General features: G+C 66.3%; 21 protein-coding genes. 6 read left to right on the forward strand and 15 right to left on the reverse strand.

Annotated features, from left to right (window positions below; all coding sequences use genetic code 11):
• Nucleotides 1-124: 124 nt before the first annotated feature.
• Together ADJ79_RS02230 and ADJ79_RS13835 are read right to left on the reverse strand one after the other, a co-directional pair.
• Entirely contained in the window at nt 125-745 is a 621-nt protein-coding gene (locus ADJ79_RS02230) for an NAD(P)H-dependent oxidoreductase (RefSeq protein WP_216597141.1), read from the reverse strand.
• Nucleotides 746-1,207: 462 nt separating this feature from the next.
• On the reverse strand, nt 1,208-1,456 hold the full coding sequence (locus ADJ79_RS13835; RefSeq protein WP_156303971.1) for a hypothetical protein: 249 nt from the start codon (nt 1,454-1,456) through the stop codon (nt 1,208-1,210).
• Nucleotides 1,457-1,459: 3 nt separating this feature from the next.
• Here ADJ79_RS13835 and ADJ79_RS02235 point away from each other — a divergent pair, with 3 nt between their 5' ends.
• Complete coding sequence (locus ADJ79_RS02235) at nt 1,460-3,658, forward strand: TonB-dependent siderophore receptor (protein ID WP_050714595.1); 2,199 nt, start codon at nt 1,460-1,462, stop codon at nt 3,656-3,658.
• A gap of 240 nt (nt 3,659-3,898) precedes the next feature.
• On the opposite strand, the gene rnhB is transcribed toward ADJ79_RS02235, so the two are convergent.
• From rnhB to ADJ79_RS13840, 12 genes are all read right to left on the reverse strand, one after another.
• Nucleotides 3,899-4,555 (reverse strand): ribonuclease HII, encoded by a 657-nt coding sequence (gene rnhB / locus ADJ79_RS02240; RefSeq protein WP_050714596.1) that lies wholly within the window; start codon nt 4,553-4,555, stop codon nt 3,899-3,901.
• A complete protein-coding gene (gene lpxB / locus ADJ79_RS02245; protein ID WP_050714597.1) occupies nt 4,527-5,771 on the reverse strand; it encodes a lipid-A-disaccharide synthase in 1,245 nt (414 codons plus the stop codon). Before lpxB ends, rnhB begins: the two co-directional genes overlap by 29 nt.
• 12 nt (nt 5,772-5,783) lie before the next feature.
• Nucleotides 5,784-6,176, reverse strand: coding sequence for a DUF2059 domain-containing protein (locus tag ADJ79_RS02250; RefSeq protein ID WP_158241689.1), 393 nt, complete (start codon nt 6,174-6,176; stop codon nt 5,784-5,786).
• Between the two features lie 187 nt (nt 6,177-6,363).
• A complete protein-coding gene (locus tag ADJ79_RS02255; protein ID WP_050714599.1) occupies nt 6,364-6,789 on the reverse strand; it encodes a thioesterase family protein in 426 nt (141 codons plus the stop codon).
• 37 nt (nt 6,790-6,826) lie between these two features.
• The gene (locus ADJ79_RS02260; protein ID WP_050714600.1) at nt 6,827-8,932 is read right to left on the reverse strand and encodes a DUF3488 and transglutaminase-like domain-containing protein; all 2,106 of its coding nucleotides are present in this window, start codon (nt 8,930-8,932) and stop codon (nt 6,827-6,829) included.
• 211 nt (nt 8,933-9,143) lie between these two features.
• A complete protein-coding gene (locus ADJ79_RS02265; RefSeq protein WP_050714601.1) occupies nt 9,144-10,136 on the reverse strand; it encodes a DUF58 domain-containing protein in 993 nt (330 codons plus the stop codon).
• A 72-nt stretch (nt 10,137-10,208) separates the two neighbouring features.
• A complete protein-coding gene (locus ADJ79_RS02270) occupies nt 10,209-10,421 on the reverse strand; it encodes a hypothetical protein (RefSeq protein WP_050714602.1) in 213 nt (70 codons plus the stop codon).
• Nucleotides 10,418-11,389 (reverse strand): NYN domain-containing protein, encoded by a 972-nt coding sequence (locus tag ADJ79_RS02275; RefSeq protein WP_082202827.1) that lies wholly within the window; start codon nt 11,387-11,389, stop codon nt 10,418-10,420. The genes ADJ79_RS02270 and ADJ79_RS02275 overlap by 4 nt, the downstream gene beginning before the upstream one ends.
• Nucleotides 11,390-11,401: 12 nt before the next feature.
• Nucleotides 11,402-12,346: a MoxR family ATPase gene (locus ADJ79_RS02280; protein ID WP_050716352.1), complete on the reverse strand. Its 945-nt coding sequence runs from the start codon at nt 12,344-12,346 to the stop codon at nt 11,402-11,404.
• A gap of 308 nt (nt 12,347-12,654) precedes the next feature.
• Nucleotides 12,655-12,987: a DUF1840 domain-containing protein gene (locus tag ADJ79_RS02285; protein ID WP_050714604.1), complete on the reverse strand. Its 333-nt coding sequence runs from the start codon at nt 12,985-12,987 to the stop codon at nt 12,655-12,657.
• Nucleotides 12,988-13,431: 444 nt separating this feature from the next.
• Nucleotides 13,432-14,079, reverse strand: a complete 648-nt coding sequence (locus ADJ79_RS02295; protein WP_050714606.1) for a DedA family protein — start codon at nt 14,077-14,079, stop codon at nt 13,432-13,434.
• 354 nt (nt 14,080-14,433) lie between these two features.
• On the reverse strand, nt 14,434-14,649 hold the full coding sequence (locus ADJ79_RS13840; protein WP_156303972.1) for a hypothetical protein: 216 nt from the start codon (nt 14,647-14,649) through the stop codon (nt 14,434-14,436).
• A 149-nt stretch (nt 14,650-14,798) separates the two neighbouring features.
• Between ADJ79_RS13840 and ADJ79_RS02300 the strand changes: the two genes are divergently transcribed.
• From ADJ79_RS02300 to ADJ79_RS02315, 4 genes are all read left to right on the forward strand, one after another.
• A complete protein-coding gene (locus tag ADJ79_RS02300) occupies nt 14,799-16,307 on the forward strand; it encodes a glycosyltransferase family 39 protein (RefSeq protein ID WP_050714607.1) in 1,509 nt (502 codons plus the stop codon).
• 255 nt (nt 16,308-16,562) lie between these two features.
• A complete protein-coding gene (locus tag ADJ79_RS02305) occupies nt 16,563-17,558 on the forward strand; it encodes a glycosyltransferase family 2 protein (RefSeq protein WP_050714608.1) in 996 nt (331 codons plus the stop codon).
• The gene (locus ADJ79_RS02310; RefSeq protein WP_050714609.1) at nt 17,555-17,998 is read left to right on the forward strand and encodes a GtrA family protein; all 444 of its coding nucleotides are present in this window, start codon (nt 17,555-17,557) and stop codon (nt 17,996-17,998) included. Before ADJ79_RS02305 ends, ADJ79_RS02310 begins: the two co-directional genes overlap by 4 nt.
• Nucleotides 17,970-18,752, forward strand: coding sequence for a ChbG/HpnK family deacetylase (locus ADJ79_RS02315; RefSeq protein ID WP_050714610.1), 783 nt, complete (start codon nt 17,970-17,972; stop codon nt 18,750-18,752). Before ADJ79_RS02310 ends, ADJ79_RS02315 begins: the two co-directional genes overlap by 29 nt.
• Before the next feature lie 153 nt (nt 18,753-18,905).
• On the opposite strand, the gene ADJ79_RS02320 is transcribed toward ADJ79_RS02315, so the two are convergent.
• A complete protein-coding gene (locus ADJ79_RS02320) occupies nt 18,906-19,355 on the reverse strand; it encodes a hypothetical protein (RefSeq protein ID WP_050714611.1) in 450 nt (149 codons plus the stop codon).
• Nucleotides 19,356-19,445: 90 nt separating this feature from the next.
• Here ADJ79_RS02320 and mutL point away from each other — a divergent pair, with 90 nt between their 5' ends.
• Nucleotides 19,446-21,371: a DNA mismatch repair endonuclease MutL gene (mutL, locus tag ADJ79_RS02325; RefSeq protein WP_156303973.1), complete on the forward strand. Its 1,926-nt coding sequence runs from the start codon at nt 19,446-19,448 to the stop codon at nt 21,369-21,371.
• Nucleotides 21,372-21,703 lie beyond the last annotated feature (332 nt).

Consider the following 21,703-nt stretch of genomic DNA (forward strand, 5'->3'; position numbering starts at 1 on the left):
CGGCCTGTGAAGAATGGCGTGGGTTCCGGATAATGGAAATGTGGGGAAACCAGCGGTTTTGGGCCGCGCCGTGGGAATATGCCTATGCTTGCAGCAGCCTGGCCTGATCCGCTTGCAGGCGGCATCACGCCTGTTGCAGCGCTGTCAGCCAGGCCAAATAGTCCGCCGCGCTCTGCGCTGCCGCCTGTTGCGCGGCTTCGCTGTACCCGGCGTTGCTGTCTATCGTATGGAAGGCAAACGGCGGGCGGTAGTCTGCGCCGCAGTATTTCGCCGTGAGTTCAAATGGGCGCAGCGCTTCGGCAACGGTGCAGCCGACAGCGCCGTCTGCGCGGTAGTCTTTGGCAGGCGCGCCGAGCGAAACGGCGAGCGCGATTTTTCTGCCTGCCAGCGCCTTGCCCTTCGAGCCGTATGCCCAGCCATAGGTCAGCACTTCATCAATCCACTGCTTCAGCAGCGGCGGGCAGTTGAACCAGTACACGGGAAACTGCCACACCAGCGCATCGTGGCTTTCTACCAATTTCTGTTCAGCGGTCACGTCAATCTTGCCCTGGGGATAGGCAGCGTAGAGTTCGTGAACCGTGAAGCGATCGGCATGCCGCCGCAGCGCAGCCGCCCAATGTTTATTGACGGTGGATTGCGCAAGATTGGGGTGGGCGAGAATGATCAGGGTTTTAGGCATGGCAATCTCCTTGAATAAGGTGAAATGAAAGCGCCGGGCCAGCGCTTTCATCAGGCTGGCCAGCATTTCGCCCCGCTCCGGCCGTTTTGACAAAATGGCCTGGGCACGGGAATTCTGATTTTAAGCACGGCCTCATTCAAATACCTGCTTGCGCTTTCATGAAGTCACATGGCTTTCAGAATGGCCATCATTTTTTTCCATACCGGGCGCAAGATTGCGCGCCTGATAAACCGCCAGCGGATCGGGAAAGTTTTATTTGAGAGATTTTGCTTTTACCGCTTCAGACATTGGGTGATTTTCAGCCAGATGATTTTTTGCACGTTTTGAATTTTCTGCGCCGGGACGGCAGGCGGCTGCCCAGAACGCGGCCGCGCCTTTGCTCCTGATGGACCTGTGTGATTACACAAAAAGAGGAGCAAATTTAAACCCATGAAAACGGCTGCTGCGCCCATTCCACTAGGACATCACGCTATGGATCCAGGAGCAAATCCAGCTTGCTTCCGCGCTCCGTCATGCCCACGCAAACCGTCAGCTGCCCGGCCTGGCTCGCGTGGGCGCCTGCTTCGCTGGAAAAGGCTGGGGCAGGGCAGCAAAGCCGCCGGGGTGCGGCCAGCCCTGCCAGTCCGTCACATTTGACGACACATGCAACAAGCTTTGCCGCCCCGCAGATAATCCGCCGTCCGGCGCGTGAGACTTTCTTGCACGCGCTTTTTCAACCCGGCGGCTGTAATGCTTTTCAGAAATGTTCGCATCTGAAGCCGTTTTTTCCTCCTTCATGCCATGAACTCCCCTGCCCTGCGCCGCCGCGCGCTGGCCCTGGCCGCCTTGACGGCCTGTCTGGCCGCCCATGCCCAAACTCGCCCCGAAGCGGACGATGCCCCTGATGACGCCACGCTGCAAACCGTGACGGTGAGCGCCAGCGCCGATGCCTCGGCCAAAGGCTTGTCGCGCGCTTATGCCGGCGGGCAGGTGGCGCGCGGCGCGCGCGTGGGGCTGCTGGGCACGCAAGATGCGATGGACACGCCTTTTTCCATCACCAGCTACACCAGCGAGCTGATTGCCGACCGGCAGGCGCGCAGCGTGGGCGATGTGCTGCAAAACGACCCCGGCGTGCGCGTGGCGCGCGGCTTTGGCAATTTTCAGGAGGCGTATTTCATGCGCGGCTTCATCGTCAGCTCGGACGACACGGCCTACAACGGCCTGTATGGCCTGCTGCCGCGCCAATACATTGCCGCCGAGCTGTTCGAGCGCGTGGAAGTGCTGCGCGGCGCATCGGCCTTTCTCAATGGCGCGGCGCCCGGCGGCGGGGGCTTGGGCGGCACGCTCAATTTGCTGCCCAAGCGCGCGCCCAACGAGCCGCTTTCGCGCGTGGAGCTGCGCGCGGGCAGCGGCGGCGAAAAGCAGGCCGCGCTGGATGTGGCGCGCCGCTTCGGACCGGAGCAGTCCAGCGGCATCCGCCTGAACCTGGCGCGCCGCCAGGGCGGCACGGCCATTGACCATGAGAAAGCCAAACTCTCGCTGGCCGCGCTGGGGCTGGACTGGCGCGGCAGCCGCACGCGCGTCTCCGCCGACATCGGCTGGCAAGACCACCGCCTGAACCAGACGCGCACCAACGTCACGCTCTCGGGCGTGACGCACGTGCCCGCGCCGCCTGATGTGCAGTCCAACTTCGCCCAGCCCTGGACGTATTCTGACGAGCGCGACGTTTACGCCACCTTGCGCGCCGAGCACGACGCAAGCGACGCCGTCACCGCCTGGGCCGCCCTGGGCTGGCGCCACGGGCAAGAGGCCAACTCGCTGGCCAACCTCACCTTGCACAACGCCGCCACGGGCGCGGGCACGGTCTACCGCTTTGACAACACGCGAGAAGACCACGTGCGCACCGGCGAAATCGGCGTGCGCGGGCAGGCGCGCACCGGCGGCGTGGGCCATGAATGGGTGGCCTCGGCCGCCGTTTTCGATTTCAGCAAGGACAACGCCTACGCGATGGACTGGCGCAACACCCTCGCAGCCAACCTCTACCGGCCCATCTATCACGCGCAGCCCGCCTTCGGCCCCAGCGCCTTGCGCGGCGGCGATCTGGCCAGCCCGAAGCGCACGGGCCGCACGCGCCTGAGCAGCTTTGCCTTGGGCGACACCCTCTCGCTGCTGGATGAGCGCTTGCGCATCACCCTGGGCTTGCGCCACCAGCGCATGGACATACGCGACTACGCCTACGGCAGCGCGCAGCAAACCGCGCGCTACGACAAAAAGCGCACCAGCCCCGCCGTGGGCGTGGTCTACAAGCCCGTGCAGGGCCTGTCGCTTTACGCCAACTACATCGAAGGTTTGAGCCAGGGCCAGACCGCGCCCGGCACCGCCGTGAACGTGGGCCAGATGCTGCCGCCCTACGTCTCCAAGCAAAAGGAAATCGGCCTGAAATACGACGCGGGCCGCCTGGGGCTGGGGCTGGCCTTTTTCTCCACCACCAAGCCGCGTTCGCTGCTGACAGCCGACAAGGTGTTTACCGCGCAAGGGCGCGACCGCCACCAGGGGCTGGAATTCACCGTCTTTGGCGAAGCCGTGCGCGGCCTGCGCCTGCTGGGCGGCGCCACCTGGCTGGACGCCAAGCAAACCCGCACGGGCGAAGCCCGCACCGAAGGCAAGCGCGTGATTGGCGTGCCCCGCCTGCAAGCCAATCTGGGCGCCGAATGGGACGTGCCCGGCGCAACCGGCCTGGCGCTGGACGCCCGCCTCATCCACACCGGCGCCAGCTACGCCGACGCCGCCAACACCTTGCGCGCCCCCGGCTGGACGCGGCTGGACGTGGGCGCGCGCTACCTGATGGAAGTGGCTGGCCGCGTCGTCACCTGGCGGCTGCGCGTGGACAACGCCACGAACCGCCGCCACTGGGCCTCCGTGGGCGGCTACCCCGGAAACGGCTACCTCGTGGTCGCCTCGCCGCGCCGCTACACGCTCAGCGTGAGCGTGGATTTCTGAACCTGGCCATGAGCCTGGCCGCAAGGCCCAGCCGGGCCGGCCTTTTCAGAAGCCACTCCTTGATGCTGACTGATGCTGACGCGGCCCGCCAAAAATGCTCCTTGAAAAAGAGCATTACGTCCTAGTGGAATAAGCGCAGACGCCTTTCAAAGCGCCCTCAAATTCGCTCCTGTTTTTGATGTGGCGCGCCGCCCTGCCCTGCTCTTTGCGCGAGGCCGCCCGCCGCCCTGTTGCCGGGCGTCAGGCGGCTTGCATCGCGCCAGCGGCCTCTTGCCCGGCCTGCCGCAGCGCCTGGGCCACGGGGGCGAAGCTGCGGCGGTGCCACGGGGTGGGGCCGTGCTGGCGCAGGGCGGCCAGGTGGGCGGCCGTGCCGTAGCCTTTGTGGGCGGCGAAGCCGTATTGGGGGTATTCGGCGTCGATTTGCTCGCACCAGCGGTCGCGGTGGACTTTGGCGAGGATGGAGGCGGCGCTGATGGCGGGCACTTTGGCGTCGCCGCCGATGATGGCTTCGGCCAGCATGGGCAGGCGCGGCAGGCGGTTGCCGTCCACCAGCACGCGGGCGGGCACCAGGCGCAGGCCGGCCACGGCGCGCTGCATGGCCAGCAAGGTGGCTTGCAGGATGTTGAGGCGGTCGATTTCTTCCACGCTGGCCTGGCCGATGGCGCAGCACAGGGCTTTGTCCTGGATTTGGTCAAACAGCTGCTCGCGGCGGCGGGCGGTGAGTTTTTTGGAGTCGGCCAGGCCGGCGATGCCCTGGCGCGGGTCCAGGATGACGGCGGCGGCCACCACGGGGCCGGCCAGCGGGCCGCGCCCGGCTTCGTCCACGCCGGCGGCCAGGCCCGGCGCAGCCCAATTGAGCGGGACTTGTTCAGCGCGCAAGAAGGTTCTGGATGGCATGGCAGGCGAGCTGGGGGGTGTCGCGCAGCAGGTCGCGGTGCAGCTGGGCGAAGCGCTCTTGCGTGGCGAGAACGCGAACGGGGTCTTCCAGCCAGGCCAGCGTGGCGGCGGCCAGCGCCTGCGGGGTGGCGGCGTGCTGGATGAGTTCGGGCACGACGAAAGGCGCGTCAGCCGCATCAGCATGCGCGCGGGCGGCCACGCCGGGCGGACGGCGCAGCCATTGGGCAGGAGCGCACAGGATGTTGGGCAGGCCCACCCAGGGCAGCTGGCGCTGGCGGCGCATGAGCCAGTAGCTGAAGGCGGGCATGGCGTAGGCGATGACCATCGGGCGCTTGAACAGGGCCGCTTCCAGCGTGGCGGTGCCGCTGGCCACCAGCGCCACATCGCACGCGGCCAGGGCCTGGTGAGACTGACCGGGCAGCACATGCACGGCTTCGCCCAGCCCGCTGGCGGCGGCCAGCGCGCGCACGCGCTCCAGCAGGTGCGGCACGGCGGGCACGAGAAAGCGCGCGCCAGGGCGCGCCTGCCCAATGAGCGCGGCGGCGCGGAAAAAGCGCGGGGCCAGGTGCGCAATTTCGGCGCTGCGGCTGCCGGGCAGCAGGGCAATGACGGGCGGGCTTTCTGAACTGACAGCGTCTGCGCGCGCGGGCAGGTCCAGGCTGGCGCGGGCGGCATCGGCGTCTGGCTGCATGGGAATGTGCTGCGCCAGCGGGTGGCCCACGTAAGTGGCGGCGATGCCGTGTTCGCGCAGCCAGTCAGGCTCGAAAGGAAACAGGCACAGCACGAGATCAGCCGCCGCTTTCAGGCGCGGCAGCTTGCCCGCGCGCCAGGCCCAGAACGAGGGGCTGACGAAGTGCACGGTTTTCACGCCGGCGGCTTTCAGGCGCGCTTCCAGCGCGAAGTTGAAATCAGGCGCGTCGATGCCGATGAACGCGTCGGGCCGCTGCGCCAGCAGCCGCGTGCCCAGGCTGCCGCGCAGGCGCAAAAGCGCGGGCAGGCGCGGCAGCACTTCCAGATAGCCGCGCACCGAGAGTTTTTCCACGGGCCACCAGGCGTCAAAGCCTTGCTCGGCCATGCGCTCGCCGCCAATGCCCGCCGAGCGCAAGCCGGGCCAGGCAGCGCGCAAGGCCGCCAGCAGATGCGCGCCCAATAAATCGCCCGATGGCTCGGCGGCGGCAAGGGCGAAAAAAGGCGAAGGCGCAGGCGTGGCGGTCATTCCGGCAAAATATTATTTGCGATTCTTGCCTGATTTTTCCTTGCCGGCATTTTCATTTTCACCGGCGGCCCTGATTTCATCCACCGTTTCCTGCATGAGTTGCTGCATTTTCGGTATCACCTGCATCATCATGTTTTGCGAAATCTGCACCGATTTTTGCAGAACCTGCGGCATTTTGCGCGTCATGGTCTGGCCGGTGGGCGTTTTGTAAAAATCGATCAGCCCGTTGATTTCTTCCTGCGTGAAAATGTCGCGATAAACCACCATCAATTGCGGTTTCATTTTCTCCCACGTCACTTCTTCGCGTATGATTTTGGCCATGCGCGCCGGCAATTTGTCGACAGCGGCCTGCTGCTTCGGGTTCATGCGCTGGCCTTGCAGCGCCTGGTTCATGCCGTCTTTCATCACCTGCTCCAACTGGGCGTGGGCGGCATCCAGCGTTGATTGGGCTTGCGTGAGATTGAGCAGCTCCTCGATCGATGCGTCCGTGGCAGGCGCGGCGCAAAGGTTGAAGGACAGGCAAAAGGCGGCGAGCGCCAAAGCGGATTTGAGTTTCATGATGAAAGTCCGATTGATTGAAAAAAGAAAAACGTCAGCTCAGCAGCGCGCGCAACCAGTCCGGCAATGGCGCCGATTTTTGCGCCTGTCGATCGACCCAGATGATGGTGGCGCCGCCGCTGGCGCAGATTTCGCCGGGCTTTTCGGCTTTTTCCATGGTCACCCAGGTTTCAAACGAGCTGCGGCCTGATTCGCCCGCGTACATTTTCAAAAGCACCTGGCCCGGATATTCAAACTGGCGGTGAAAATTGCAGAAGGCGTTAATCACCACCGGCCCGAAGCCGCGCGGGTCCACCGGGCAGCCGATTTTGTGCAGCCAGTCCACGCGCGCCACGTCCATGTATTGCAGATACACGCTGTTGTTCACGTGGCCGAGCGCGTCCATGTCGCCCCAGCGGATGGCAATCAGGCTTTCGTGCATGGGCTGGCGCTGGGAAAGATCGGGCAGTTCGATTCGCATAAAAAGTCGGAAAGAGTGAAAAGGGCAAAGCGGCGCATTATCTTTTCGGCGGCGCGGGCAGCGGCAGGCGCTGCAACTGGCGGCGCAGGGCGGCCAGCGCCGATGCGCTGTGGCCGTGGCCGCTGGCAGGCGGCGCATAGCGCCAGGCTTCCAGCGCCAGCAGGCTTTGCCGCCACGGCTGGCGCAGCTCTTGGGGCCAGGGGGCGGCCTGCACGGCGGCGGCCAGCGCGCGCGGCGTGGCGCTGGCGGGCAGGGGCAGGCCCGCTTGCGCCAGCCGCTGGCGGGCATGGGCCAGGGCGCGCAGCCAGGGGTCGCGCTGGCGGCGCTCCCACAAGGCCCAGCCAGCGGCGGCCAGGCCCGCCAGCGCCAGCAGGATGCCGCTCAGGCGCAGCAGGCTCATCCAGTCGGGGTTGCGCATGCCCAGGCTTTTCATCAGGTCGAACTGGCGGGTTTGCGTGTAGTTGATGACCCACTGCTTCCAGGAGTTGTCCGCCGCTTCCCACAAGGCGCGCAGCTGCGCCAGCAGGCCGGGGCTGAGGGTGTTGATGGCGCCGGCCATCAGCCCGTCGGGCGCGCGCAGGCGCTGGTACTGGCCGATGCGGCCGGGCATGACGGCGCCGGTGGGGTCCACCCGCGTCCAGCCTTCATCTGGCAGCCACACTTCGGCCCAGGCGTGGGCGTCGGCGTTGCGCACGGCCCAGTAGCCGTCCACGCTGTTGAGTTCGCCGCCCTGAAAGCCGGTGACGATGCGCGCAGGCACGCCCGCGCCGCGCATGAGCAGCACAAAGGCCGAGGCAATGTGCTCGCAAAAGCCCTCTTTGGAGTCAAACCAGAACGTGTCGGCGCTGTGCTGGCCGCTGACGCCCGGCTCCAGCGTGTAGGTGTAGCCGCCCGTGCGCAGGCGTTGCAGGGCGGCTTGCATCAGCGCGCGCGCGTCGCCGCCGGTTTGCTGGCGCATTTGCCCGGCCAGCGCCTGCGTGCGCGGGTTGCTGCCGGCGGGCAGTTGCAGCCAGGGGCGCAGATCGGGCGGGCGGTCTTTGCGAAAAGGGTTTTTGAGGCCGTAGCGGAACTGCGGATGGCTCACGGCGCGGTAGCGCAGCAAGTCGGTGATGGGCCGCCAGCTCATCCATTGCATGTCGGCCGTCATGCGCGCGCGCATGCCCGCAGGCAGCTCAAGCGGCTGGCTGGCCACGTCCAGCGGCAGCAGCCACAGGCGCTGGCTAGGCTCCAGCGTGACTTCGTAGCGCACGGGGCTGCCCGCCACCTGCAAGTCGCCGGGGCCGGGCATGAGGGTGGCCGCGTCTTCGGGGCCTTCGGGGCCGCGCCCGCTCTGGCTGCCGTCTGCGCGGCTGCCAGGGCCTGGCGCGGCGGCCGTCCAGCGCCGTCCGTCAAAGTGCGAGAGCACGGGGCCGCGAAAGTACAGCGCGCTTTGCGGCGGCGGGCTGCCGTCGAACTTGATGCGCATGGCGATGCCTTCGTCCAGCGCCAGCTTGGCCACGCTGCCCACTTCCATGCTGGAAGACAGGCCCGTCTTGCCTTGCAGCGCGTCACTGGGCAGGCCCCACAGCGGCGCAAAGCGCGGAAAAAGCAGAAACAGCGCCAGCATCAGCGGCGCGCCCGTCAGCGCCAGCCAGCCGGCCATGCGGGCCGATTCCAGCAGGCTGGGCCGCCCCACGGGCCGGTGGGCATTGACCAGCGCCGTCAGCAGCCCCAGCAGCCCCAGCAGCGCGGCGGCGGCCGCCAGCATGGACTGCGAGTTGAAAAAACCCGCCAGCAGCAGGAAAAAGCCCAGGAAGAACACCACGAAGGCATCGCGCCGCGCGCGCAGCTCCAGCGTCTTGAGCGCCAGCAGCGCCGCCAGCAGCGCCACGCCCGCCTCGCGCCCCAGCAGCGTGCGGTAGGAAAACAGCGTGCCCGCCAGCGCCAGCCCCAGCGCCGCCAGCAGCGCCCAGCGCCCCGGCAGGGGCCGCTGCGCCACAGCCAGGCGGCCGCGCCACAGCAGCACGCCAGCGGCCAGCGCGCTGCACCAGACGGGCAGGCTGCCCGTGTGCGGCAGCACCACCCAGGCGATCACGAGCAGCAGAAACAAGGTGTCGCGCGCGTCGCGCGGCAGGCTGGCAAGGCGTTGTCTGAAAGCGTTCATGTGGTCAGCGGCGGCAGGCCGTGGCCCGGCAGCATCAGAAAGAGGAGCAAATAAAGCGGCATAAAAACGGCTTCTGCGCAGTTTCCGCTAGGACATCATGCTATGAATCAAGGAGCGAAATAACGGGGTGTTCGCCTGCGGTTTTTGGGAGCCTGTTCAGAGTCTGGCCCTGCGAGGCGAAAGCCTGAAAACCGGAACGGGCGGCAGTCTCTCAGCACAGCGCCAGCGCCCGCAGGCAGCGCAGCTTGTGCGCTGCGCCGCTGTCAGGCTCGATTTCCAGCCCCGGCAGGCGCAGGCCGTATTCCAGCTGGCGCGCGTCAGCCGCCAGCACCCAGGCCGCCAGGCGCGACAGGCGCGATTCCGCATCAGGCGCGCCCGTGCGGGCAAAGTCCAGCCACAGCTGCTGGCGCTGCAAGTGCTGCGCGTCGCGGCTGACCAGCTCGCCGGATTTGGCGAACTTCTTCCACACCACCTGCCGCAGCGTGTCGCCGCGCTGCCAGGGGCGCACGCCGTCAAACTCGCCCGGCGCGCGCTCGCGGCTGGCGGCCTGCCCCGCGCCCGCGCGCGCCTCGCCCACGGGCAGCGGCGGCGCGTTCACCTCCGGCGCGGGCCAGGCCAGCACCTGGGCGGCGGGCTTCCACACCGTCCAGATGCGGAAAGCGCCCAGCGGAAAAAGCGTCTGCACCACCAGCAAGGGCGCGGCGTGCAGGCCGCGCCGCGCGGGGCAAAAGCTCGTTTGCAGCGCCGCCTCGCCGCGCGCGGGCACGTCGGCCCAGGCCCAGCGCGCGTCTTCGCGGCCTGCGCCCATCACCGCCAGGCCAATGGCATGGCGCGGCGCGGCGCGCGCGCTGGACAGGCGCACGTCCAGAAACGCCGGCTGCCCCGCAAACACCGGCTGCGGCGGCAAGAGCTTCAGCCCCAGCCCGCGCAAAGTGCCGTGCCCCACCCATACGCCCGCCGCCGCGCACCCGGCCAGCAAAAAGGTAAAGAGGTAGCCCAGATTGAGCTGGTAGTTGATGGAGGCAATCAGCAGCACGCCCAGCGTGAGGGCCAGCATCAGCCCCGCCCGCGTGGGCAGGATGTACACGTTGCGCTGCGTGAGCAGCACGGCGTCGGCCGCCGTCAGGCGGCCCTGCCACCACTGGCGCAGGCGCGCGCGCCACTGCCACCAGCGGGGGGCGGTTGGAGAAGTTGCGGCATTCATGGCGTGGGCGGTTCGGTTTTCAAATCAAGGCGGGTATTTTCTGAAAATCGGCAAATATGCCTATCGGGTGATTCAGCGATTTTCCCATTTGTCAGCCAGATTGCAGAAACCTTCGGCATAACCCGGATCATTTTGGCGCATGGCGGCAATATAAGGTTGCGGCCGCCGGCAATCGTGCAATATGGCATGGCGGCGAACGAGGCAATAAGTGGTTTCATCCAGCAGGCCATGCAGCAAGGCTTTGGCCGCCGTTTCGCGTGTGGAAACAATGGCAGCGGCATTCATGGCGTGGGTGGTTTGGCTTTCAGGCTGAGACGTCCATCTTCAATACTGGCGCCATGCATTTCTTCCAGCAGAGCGGTCAAATCGGGAAAACCATATTCAGCGCAATCCAGCCGAGATTGCAGATATTCTTCCATTTCGGCAATGCTGGCGCTGCCGGTATCATCTTGCAAATTCTGGTGGGCTTCACGCACTGCGACCACCAAATCCGACCAGGGTGTTTTCCTGAAATACATTTGCGAACGGTCGCCAGTGGCATAACCGTAATGCACGCCTTTCAGCTCTTTCAACATGGAGGACAACTTGCTGTATCCGTAAGAACGCGGGTCGAAATCAGCATTCGTCTGGCTCAAATAACTGCCAATTTGCGCAACGGAAGCCCAGCCACCTTCAGCCGCCACATCCTTGATGGCCTTGTACAGCATGGCCTTGAGCGCCCCTTCAATAGGCTGGCGAGCCACAGGCCTGCCCCCGGCTCCGCCCGTGCCAGCCCCGACGGCCAGCGCCTCGCCGGAAACGTCATCCAGCGTTTCCAGGTTTTCCACATAAATGAATTTGTCGCATGAATTGCGAAAGGCCTCCGGCGTTTTCTTTTCGCCAAAGCCATATACGGCCAGCCCCTGTGCGCGGATGCGGGAGGCCAGCGGCGTGAAATCGCTATCGCTCGAAACCAGGCAAAAGCCATCGAATTTGGCGCTGTAGAGCAAATCCATGGCTTCAATCACCAGCCCCATATCCGTGGCATCCTTGTTTTTGGTATAGGCAAACTGCTGCACCGGAACCAGGGCATGTTTCAGCAGGATTTTCTGCCAGCTATTGAGCGTGGGGCTGCTCCAGTCGCCATAAACACGCTTGACGCTGGCAAGGCCATATTTGGCCACTTCGGCAAACAAGGCCGCCGCGCGGCTGGCCGGGGCGTTATCGCCATCAATCAGGACGGCCAGTTTCTTTTCATTTGGCATCATAGACATAGATGTTTTTGCTTATGGCAGAGGCACAGCCTCCATCATGGCCCGCACTTGCTCCAGCGCGCCGCGTCCAGCCGTGCTGGCGGGCGTCATGCGGTGGGCGGCGCACTGCGGGAAGATGGCCTGCACATCGTCCGGGGCCACGTAGTTGCGCCCCTCGATCAGCGCCTGCGCGCGCGCGGCGCGCATGAGGGCGATGCCCGCGCGCGGCGACAGCCCCTGCGCGAACCACTGGCCCGAGCGCGTGGCGGCGATCAGCTCCTGCACGTAGTCCAGCAGCGGATCGGCCACATGCACCTGATCGACAGCCGCTTGCAGCGCGGCCAGATCGGCGGCCGAGAGCACGGGCGGCAGCGTCTCCAGCATCTCGCGGCGGCTTTGGCCCGCCAGCAGGGCGCGCTCGGCGGCGCGGTCGGGGTAGCCCAGGCTGATGCGCATCAGGAAGCGGTCCAGCTGCGATTCGGGCAGCGCGTAGGTGCCCAGCTGCTCCAGCGGGTTTTGCGTGGCGATCACGAAAAAGGGCGAAGGCAGCGGGCGCGTTTCGCCTTCCACGCTCACCTGCTTTTCTTCCATCGCTTCCAGCAGCGCGCTTTGCGTCTTGGGGCTGGCGCGGTTGATTTCGTCGGCCAGCAGCACTTGCGAAAACACGGGGCCGGGGTGAAAGGTAAAGCGCTCGCTCGCGCGGTCATACACCGACACGCCGGAAAGATCGCTGGGCATCAGATCGGCCGTGAACTGCACGCGCGAGAACGCCAGCCCGAAGGTACGCGCCAGCGCCTGCGCCAGCGTGGTTTTGCCCACGCCGGGCACGTCTTCAATCAGCAAATGGCCGCCCGCCAGCAGGCACACCACGCTGCCCTGCACTTGCGCGGGCTTGCCGGCGATCACGCCATTGAGCTGGCGCAGCACGGCCCGGATTTTTTCGGTGATTTGAGGAGAAACGGAGGTTGCAGTCGTCATGCCCATGAAGTTAGCGGATTGGGCAACAAAATTTCACGAAAGACTCAAAAAAAATAGCCCGATTGACAATTACTGCCGCCGCCACGCAAAAAAACCGCCGCAGCCTGCAACCAGGCGCGGCGGTTTTCCGGATGGCCCAGCGCCCCGGACCCTTCACGGCCTGCCCGCAAGAGGCGAAAGGCCGAGACGAAAAGGCAGGGGCAAGAAGACGCGGCAAGCTGGACTGTCAGGCGCAGCCGGGCCACACGGCCCGGCGGGGATTTGCCACGCCGCAAGCCGCCCGGCGCGGGCAGGCCGCGCGGCGGTTTTCACACGCCCCACACCACGGCCTTGCCTTCGGCCGCGCTGGCTTCCAGCAGGCGCACGAAGGGGGCCACCAGCTGATGGGGCAGCACCGGCTCATCGGCTTCTTCGTCATCGCCCTCGCCGTCTGGCGCGGCGTTTGCCTCGGCCCGGCTTTTTTCCGCCGCTTCGCTTTCGGCCACCGCCTGCCGCAGCGCGGCAATGGCCGCCGGAATCTGCTCCACCGTGATGATGCCCGTGGCGCCCGGCGCCTTGCCGATGATTTTGAGCAGTTCCTCGGCGCTCGATTGCAGCATGATGACTTCAGCCGCCGCCTGCGATTTGAATTTGTAGAGCATGGTCTCTCTCCTTTCCCAAAACAGTGTTTATGCCGGGCGGGCAGGCGGCCAAATGCCGCAAACCCGCGCGGTTTTCTCATTTGAATACCGTGAAAATCACGGCAAAACGGATTTTCGCGCTTTTCGCGCCCACGGCCAGATGGCAAACAGGCTTTCAGGCCCCGGCCGGCTTAACCCTGTTTATTTCCGCGCGCGGTTTTGCGCGGCCATTTTTGGCTCGCGCCGCAAACTCAAAGCGGCTTCAGGGCGCGGGCAAGGCTGAATGCGCGGCTTTGTTTCGCTCCTGCATTCATAGCAAGATGTCCAGGTGGAGATTGCGCAAAGCGGCATTTTCACCCCATTGAATCCGCTCTTGTTTTTGATGTTTCTCCAGCGGGCGGGGCCGTCCGGCTGCCCCGGCTTCAGGGCTTGTTCAGGTGCCGGGCAGGCTTTCTGGACAGGCGCTCAGGCCGCTGAGGGCCTGCGCCGCGCGCGCCAGCCGCCCAGCAGCGCGGCCAGGCCCGGCAGGATGATCATGGCCCAGATGATCTTGCTCAAATGCGCCTGCACCCACGGCAGGTTGCCAAACCAGTAGCCCGCCAGGCACAGGCCAATCACCCAGACGAACGCCCCCGCCACGTTGAACAGCGTGAAGCGCCTGCGGCTCATGGCCGCCACGCCCGCCACAAAGGGCGCGAAGGTGCGGATGAAGGGCATGAAGCGCGCCACGATCACCGTCACGCCGCCGTGGCGTTCGTAGAAAGCGTGCGCCGCGTCAAACGCCCGGCGGTTGAACAGACGCGAGTTTTCCCAGTGAAAAACCTTGGGGCCAACGTAGCGGCCAATGGCGTAGTTGCACTGGTCGCCCGCAATGGCCGCCGCCAGCAGCGCCAGGCAGGCCAGCGGCAGATCCACCAGCCCCGCGCCGGCCAGCGCGCCGGTGATGAACAGCAGCGAATCGCCCGGTAAAAACGGCATCACCACCACGCCCGTTTCCACGAACACGATGAGAAACAGCAGCGCATACACCCACGCGCCGTAATCGGCCACGAAGGCGCCCAGGTGCCTGTCCACATGCAAAACGAAGTCAAGAAGTTGCGCAATCAGATCCATGGGGCGGCGATTATGGGGCGGCGCAGCGCGGCCTGCCGCCGCCCCCGGCGCAAATTCGCGCGCGGGCTGGAGCGGGCTTTTGCGGCAATATGAAAGCGATTTTCAGGCTTTCTGCGCGCGAAACGCGCCAGCGCGATTCATGATTTGCCTGCCAGGCATTTTCTGAATATTCAAATATCCGCGCTCACATTCATTTGATGCAATACCCTGCGGCAGGCGCGCCGAAAACACGCCCCGGATCAAGCGGATGCGGGACGCTCTTTTTTGCTTTTTTCAGCTTCGGCCAGGCCCGCCGCGCCCTGCGCCGAATGATGCCTTGCCTCCCGGCAGGACTTTTTGAATCCACAAGATTAATCAGGTTTTCTTCCGGCGCGATTTCACGGAATCATTTTTCCATGCGCCATTGCGTTTCAGGCAGGCAAGGCCGCGCGGCCCGCAGCTGTTTCTCACGGAAAGCCGGTCAAAAGCGCGGCGCGGCGGCGCTTCAATAGCGTTTCGAGAGCGGTTCGGGAGCGGTTCAATGGCATTCGCCTGGAAAGCCCGCCCGTCTTTGCGCTTGACAAAAATCAAGCTATTGCGCCGGGCCGCGCCGTGCCATACGCAGTTATACGCTAGCATCGCGCGCCATCCGGCGTTCTGGCGAATAAGGCCCTTGACGCCAAATTGAATGGAGTGAATATGTCTTGATTTTCATCAAGAAAATCAGGGCAGGCAGGACAATGACGGAAAGTATTTTGACGCGCCGCCAGGCGCTCGCCGGGCTGGCGGGGTTGCTGGCGTATTTTTCATTGTGGGCGGCTTTGCCCGCCGCGCTGGCGGCCAGTTTTCCGCTGGATGTGGTGGAGGGCATTTACTGGGGGCATGAATGGCAGTGGGGCTATTACAAGCACCCGCCGCTTTCTTCCTGGCTGCTGTACGTGTTTTTCCGCTGTTTTGGCGCGCTGGGGCCGTATTTGCTGGGGCAGTTGTGCGTGGCGCTGGCGCTGTGGCTGACATGGCGGCTGGGGCGGCGGGTGCTTGAGCCGCCGCAGGCGGCGCTGGGCAGCGCGCTGCTGCTGGCGGTGTTCTATTACACGCTGCCCTCGCTGGAGTTCAACCACAACCTGGCGCAGCTGCCCGTGTGGGCGGGTTTTCTGTGGGCCTTTCATGTGGCGCTGACGGAGAGAAACCCGGCTTTCTGGCTGCTGCTGGGCGCGCTGGCGGGGCTGGGGCTGATGGTGAAGTATTCGGTGGCGGTGCTGCTGGCCGCCGCCGGGCTGTTCATGCTGGCCACGCCCGCGCGCCGCCTGTTGCGCACGCCGGGGCCGTGGCTGGCGCTGGCAGCGGCGGCGCTGGTTTTTTCGCCCCATGCGCTGTGGCTGGCGCAGCATGACTGGCTGCCTTTTGTTTATGCGCATGAGCGCGCCTTGGAGGCGGGGCACGGCGGCGGGCGCGGCAGCGCGCTGAATTTCCTGGGCGCGCAGGCCGCCAGCCATGCGCCGCTGGCGCTGCTGGCCTTGCTGGCGCGGGCGCGTTTGCGCTGGCCTGCGGCGGGCGGGGCTGATTCACGGCCACGGCGCGCACGCGAGGATTTGCTGTTCGTGTGGTTCATGGGGCTGGCTCCGGCCTTGCTGCTGACGCTGGCGGGGCTGGCGCTGGGCGTGGGGCTGCATGACCAGTGGGGCATGCCGATGTGGGGCCTGTCGGGCCTGATGCTGGCCAGCCTGCTGCCGCGCGATCCGCAGGCTCTGGCGCGGCAGGGCCGCCGCTTGCTGGCGGGGCTGGCCGTGTGGCTGGCGGCGCTGACGGCGGCGATGGCGGCCCTGCTGGCCTGGGGCGCGCAGTGGCGCGGCAAGCCTTCGCGCATGGACTGGCCGCAGGCCGCGCTGGCGCAGGCCGTGCAGGCCCAGTGGCAGGCCCTGAGCCGCTGCCCGCTGGACAGCGTGAGCGGCGACGGCTGGCTGTCGGGCCTGGCGGCTTCGGCCCTGCCCGGCCCGCCTTCGGTGATGGTGGAAGACGACCCGGCCTACTCTCCGTGGATGAACGCGCGGCGCGTGCAGCGCTGCGGCAGCCTGATGCTGTGGCCCGGCGGCGGCAAGACGCCTTCGGCGCCGCTGCTGGAGGAGGCGCGCGGCCTGGCCGTGCGCGAGGGCCAGTGGCAGCTGCCGTGGGGCAAGCTGCCGGGCCGCGAGCCGCTGCGGGTGCGCTGGCGCGCCTATATTCCGCCTGCCTGCCTGAAGCAGGACTGAGCGCTTGTTCCAGGGGCAGGCTGTGAGCGCGGCCTTTATTCGCTCCTTCTTCCATAGCATGATGTCCTAGTGGAATCTGCGCAAACGCCATTTTCAGACCCTTTAATTTGCTCCTGTTTCTGATGCTGCCAAGCTCCCGCTCTGGCCTTTCTTTGCCGCTTCGCCTGGCAGGCCGGCGCCTGCCATTGAGTCGCTGCGCCGAGTCATTGCATTGCGCCCTTGCAGCCTCCGGAGCTTTCGCCGCCCTGCCCCGCCATGATTGCCCTTTCCGTCATCCTGCCCGTCTATAACGATGCCCAGGCGCTGGCTGCGTTTTTGCCCGTTTTGTGCGAGTGGCTGGGGCAGCGGCCGGGGCGGCAAGAGATCGTTGTGGTCAATGACGGCAGCCGTGACGCGGTGGATGCCGCCTGCCGCGCCCAGCAGGCGCGCCTGCCCGCCCATGTGGCGCTGCGCTTTATTGCCTTTTCGCGCAATTTCGGCAAGGAAGCGGCCTTGAGCGCGGGGCTGGCCGCCGCGCAAGGCGATTGGGTGGCCATGATGGACGCCGACGGCCAGCACCCCGTGCCCGTGCTGGCGCAAATGCTCCAGCTGGGCGAGGGCGGCGCGGACATGGTGGCCGCCATTCAGGCCGAGCGCCCGCACGAAGGCGGGCTGATGCGCCTGCTCAAGCGCGGCTTTTACCGCTTCATGCAGGACAACGCGCGCTATGAAATCAGGCCCAGCGCGGGCGACTTCCGCCTGATGCGCCGCAAGGTGGTCAATGCCCTGCTGGCGCTGCCCGAGCGCCAGCGCTTCATGAAGGGGCTGTATGCCTGGGTGGGTTTCAACACCGTGTATCTGCCCTTTGCCGCCCCGCCGCGCGCGCAGGGGCGCAGCAAGTTCAACTACGCCAGCCTGATGGAGCTGGCGCTGGTGGGCATCACCTCTTTTTCGCAAAAGCCGCTGCGCTGGATTTCGCGCACGGGGCTGCTGGTGTCGCTCGCTTCCATGCTCTACGGCCTGTTCATCGTGGCCGACACGCTGCTGTTCGGGCGCGACGTGCCCGGCTGGGCCACGGTGGTGGCGGGCATCATGTTTTCCGCTGGCGTGCAGCTCATCTGCCTGGGTGTGATGGGCGAATACGTGGGCCGCATTTATGAAGAAGTGAAGCAGCGCCCCATCTACGTGATTGACTACGAATGGCAAAGCGGCGGGCCGGACAACGCGCCAGGCCGTGCGCCAGACGCGCCGCCGCCGGAGCCGCTGCCATGAGCGCCGCCTTGAACGCCGCCGCCCGGCAGGCGGGCTGCTTCGCGCTGGTGGGCGCAGCGGCGGCGGCCACGCACTTTGCGGCGCTGGTGCTGCTGGTGCGCGCCGGGCTGGCGCCGCAGTGGGGCAACGTGGGCGCGTTTGCCGTGGCCTTTGCCGTCAGCTTTGCGGGGCATTACCGGTTCACCTTCCGGCAGGCCCGCGCGGATGCAAATGCGGGCGCGCGCGGGCGCTGGCTCGCCAGCCTGTGGCGCTGGCTGGCCAGCTCGCTGTGCGGCTTTGCGCTCAATCACGCGCTGTTTCTGGCGGGCCTGCGCCTGCTGGGGCCGGCGGCCTATCAAGCGGCGTGGCTGGCCGCCACCGCGCTGGTCACGCTCGCCACCTTTGCGCTCGGCAAGTTCTGGGCCTTCAGGCATGAAACACATCACCCTCAACGTGGATGACCTGGGCCTGTCGCCCGCCGTCAATCAGGCCGTATGCCGCCTGGCCGCGCTGGGGCGCGTGCACGCGGCCAGCTTCATGAGCCTGGGCCGCATCGCGCCCGATGAGCTGGCCGCCTTGCGGCAGGCGGGCATCGACATCGGCCTGCACTTTGACCTCACGGGCCTGGCGCGGCAAGGCACGCTCGGGCAGGTGATGGCCCGCAGCTGGCTGCGCGCCTGGCCCGCCGCCGCGCTGCAAGAAACCATCGCGCGGCAGATGGATGCCTTTGAAGACCAGATCGGCCAGCCCCCCGCCTTCATCGACGGCCACCAGCACGTGCACCAGTTTCCGCAAGTGCGCGAGCGCCTGCTGGCCGAAGCGCGCCGCCGCTACGGCCCGTCCGTGGCCCTGCGCAGCACGCGCCCGCTGCTGGCCGACGCCAAATCGCGCCTCATCCACGCCCTGGGCGGCCGCTGGATGGACCGCCACTGCATGCACTGGCGGCAAAACGCCTGCCTGGGCGGCGTCTATGCCTTCGACGGCGACGCCGCCGCCCTGGCCCGCCGCTGGCAAACCTGGCTGGCCGCCGCCCCCGCGCAAGGCGCGCTCATCATGTGCCACCCTGCCGTGCCCGACGCCGGCTGGCAGGACGAAATCCGCCCCGCCCGCGAACGCGAATGGCACTGGCTCGCCAGCGACGCCTTCGCCGAACTTTGGCAGCAGCACGGCTGCCAGGGGCAGGCGTGGGGGGAAATGCCGGAGCGGGCGGCCTGATTGAACACATGCCGCCCGCTTTGAATACGCCGCCATGACTTTCTGCTGAAAGCCAATAGTGGCCGATATTTTGTTTCTGAATTCACGCAGGATTTTGCTGGCGGAAAGAATTGAATAGGAAAACTGGCATTCCTGTTCAATGGGCGCGTAGCTTCAGCCGCGCTTTGGATATGCCTCTTTCTGCTCCATTCGCATGGCATCGTGATTCAGGCGGCCCATCCATTCATGCGCCAGCCAGGCGCCATAAAGAGAAACTGCAAATACACAGCTTATTAAAACCGCCATCAACCGTCCCAGCGCCGCTGCCTGCCAGCACGGCGGCAGCGGGTGCGGCGGAAATTGACGATGCCGCAAAATGCTGCTTGCAAACCTGCCGTGAATCATGACCGCGATGGCCGTCATGCTCAATGGCGTCAGCGCCAGAAAACCATACAAAACGATTTCAGCGCCATAAGGGTGGCAAAGCACAAATTGGGAATCTTTTGCCACGCGTTTTAGCCATAGCACAGCCAGCGCCAATGGCATGAGCGCCTTGACAATCAGCATCAAGCGTTCACGCAGGGAGGCGATGGGAGCAAATGCCGTTTTTTCCATTTTTGCCATTTCCTGCTTTCTATCCAGCCCGTTTTACCCGGATACAGGCTCCGCCTGCTTATGCTAGGCGCGTTCAAAGCTGCTTTTCCCAAATCACCCATGCCCGCCACCCAGCCTGCCCGCCCCATCCGCGAACTGCCCGACGAACTCATCAGCCAGATTGCGGCCGGCGAAGTCATCGAGCGCCCCGCCTCGGTCGTGCGCGAGCTGCTGGACAACGCGCTGGACGCCGGGGCCACGCAAATTGCCGTGCGCCTGCTGGCCGGCGGCGTGCGGCTCATTGCCGTGGAAGACGACGGCAGCGGCATTGAAGCCGCGCAGCTGCCCACGGCGCTCAAGCGCCACGCCACCAGCAAGATCGCCAGCCTGGACGATCTGGAATCGGTCGGCACGATGGGCTTTCGCGGCGAAGCGCTGGCGGCCATTGCCTCCGTGGCCGAGACAACGCTGCTCTCGCGCACCGAAGGGGCCGGCAGCGCCTGGCAGCTCCAGGCGCGCACGGGCGAATTGCAGCAGGCCGCACGCGCGCGCGGCACCACCGTGCAAGTCAAAGAACTTTTCTTCAGCGTGCCCGCGCGGCGCAAATTCCTCAAGGCCGACGCCACCGAACTGGCGCACTGCGTGGAAGCTTTGCGCCGCCACGCGCTGGCGCGGCCCGACGTGGGCTTTGCCCTGTGGCACGAAGGCAAGCTGCTGGAGCAATGGCGCGCGCAGCCCGCCAGCTTGCCGCCGCAGCAGGCGCTGGCGCGGCGCATGGCCGACGTGCTGGGCGAAGACTTTCTGGCCCGCAGCCTGCCCGTGGCGCATGAAGAAGGCGGCGTGCGCGTGACGGGCCGCGCAGGCCTGCCCGATGCCGCCCGCAGCCGCGCCGACCAGCAATACGCCTGGGTCAATGGCCGCTACGTGCGCGACAAAGTCATCAGCCACGCCGCCCGCAGCGCCTATGAAGACGTGCTGCACGGCCACCGCCAGCCCGTATGGCTGCTGCACGTGCAAGTCGATGCCGCCCGCGTGGACGTGAACGTGCACCCCACCAAAATCGAAGTGCGCTTTCGCGACAGCCGCCAAGTGCACCAGGCCGTGCGCCACGCCGTGGAAAACGCGCTGGCCGCCAGCCGCGCCGCGCAAGCGGGCGGCGCAGCGGCGGGCGGCACGGCCAGCGTTGAGCGCGACACCCCCGATGCCGCCCCCGCCAGCGCCCACGCGGGCGAACAACGCCCCTTGACGCTGCACGCGGCCCCGCATGCCGCACGGCCAGCCGCCTGGCCGCACGAACCGCGCGTGCCGCCGCAGCGCATGGCCGAAGCCTGGGTTGCCATGAGCGCTGGCCCCCGGCACGAAGTGAACGAGCCGCCCGCCTTCCCGCCAGCCGCCGCAGCGCCGCAACAACCGGGCGAGGCAGGCCCCGAAGCAGACGGCCTCGAAGCAGACGGCCCATTAGGCCGCGCCGTCGCGCAAATCCACGGCGTCTACGTGCTGGCCGAAAACGCCGCTGGCATGGTCATCGTGGACATGCACGCCGCGCACGAACGCATCGTTTACGAGCGCATGAAAGCGCAACTGGCCGCCTCGCGCGTGCAAAGCCAGCCGCTGCTGATTCCCGCCACCTTCGCCGCCACCTTGCAAGAAGCCGCCGCTGCGGAAGAGCACGCCGCCACGCTCGCCCTGCTGGGCATGGAAATCACGCCCTTCTCGCCCAAAACCCTGGCCGTGCGCGCCGTGCCCGCCCCGCTGGCCGCAGGCAACCCCGTGGCGCTGGCGCGCGCCGTGCTGGCCGAACTCATCCAGCAAGGCCCCCTGCCCGAAGGCAGCGCCGTGCTGCAACGCGCCCACCACGAAATCCTGGCCACCATGGCCTGCCACGGCGCCATCCGCGCCAACCGCCGCCTCACCCTGCCGGAAATGAACGCCCTGCTGCGCCAGATGGAAGCCACCGACCGCGCCGACCAATGCAACCACGGCCGCCCCACCTGGCGGCAACTCTCCATGAAAGAGCTGGACGCGCTCTTTCTGCGCGGGCGCTAGAAAGCTGTTCGCCGCCTGGCCGTGAAGGGTGGCGAATTGGGATGAGCCGCAAAGCGGCAGACTTCGCGCCCAGCCGCATCAGAAACAAGAGCGGATTTAAGGGTCTGAAATGCCGCCCTGCGCCCGTTTCACTAGGACGTCTTGCTATGGATCAAGGAGCAAATCCAAGCTCTCCTTTCCTTCTCTTCTACGCCGTGCGGGCCATTCGCATTCCCCCTGCCTGCGCGGGCGCGGGAATCCTCAGAAACGGCGGGATCGACGAACAGGCTGGCCCGTTCGCGCCTTGCCGCCGCCCTGCCCTCTTGCGCAGAGAAAACGGCGCGAAGCGAAAG

The sequence above is a fragment of the Ottowia sp. oral taxon 894 genome, assembly GCF_001262075.1.
Classification (GTDB): domain Bacteria; phylum Pseudomonadota; class Gammaproteobacteria; order Burkholderiales; family Burkholderiaceae_C; genus Ottowia; species Ottowia massiliensis.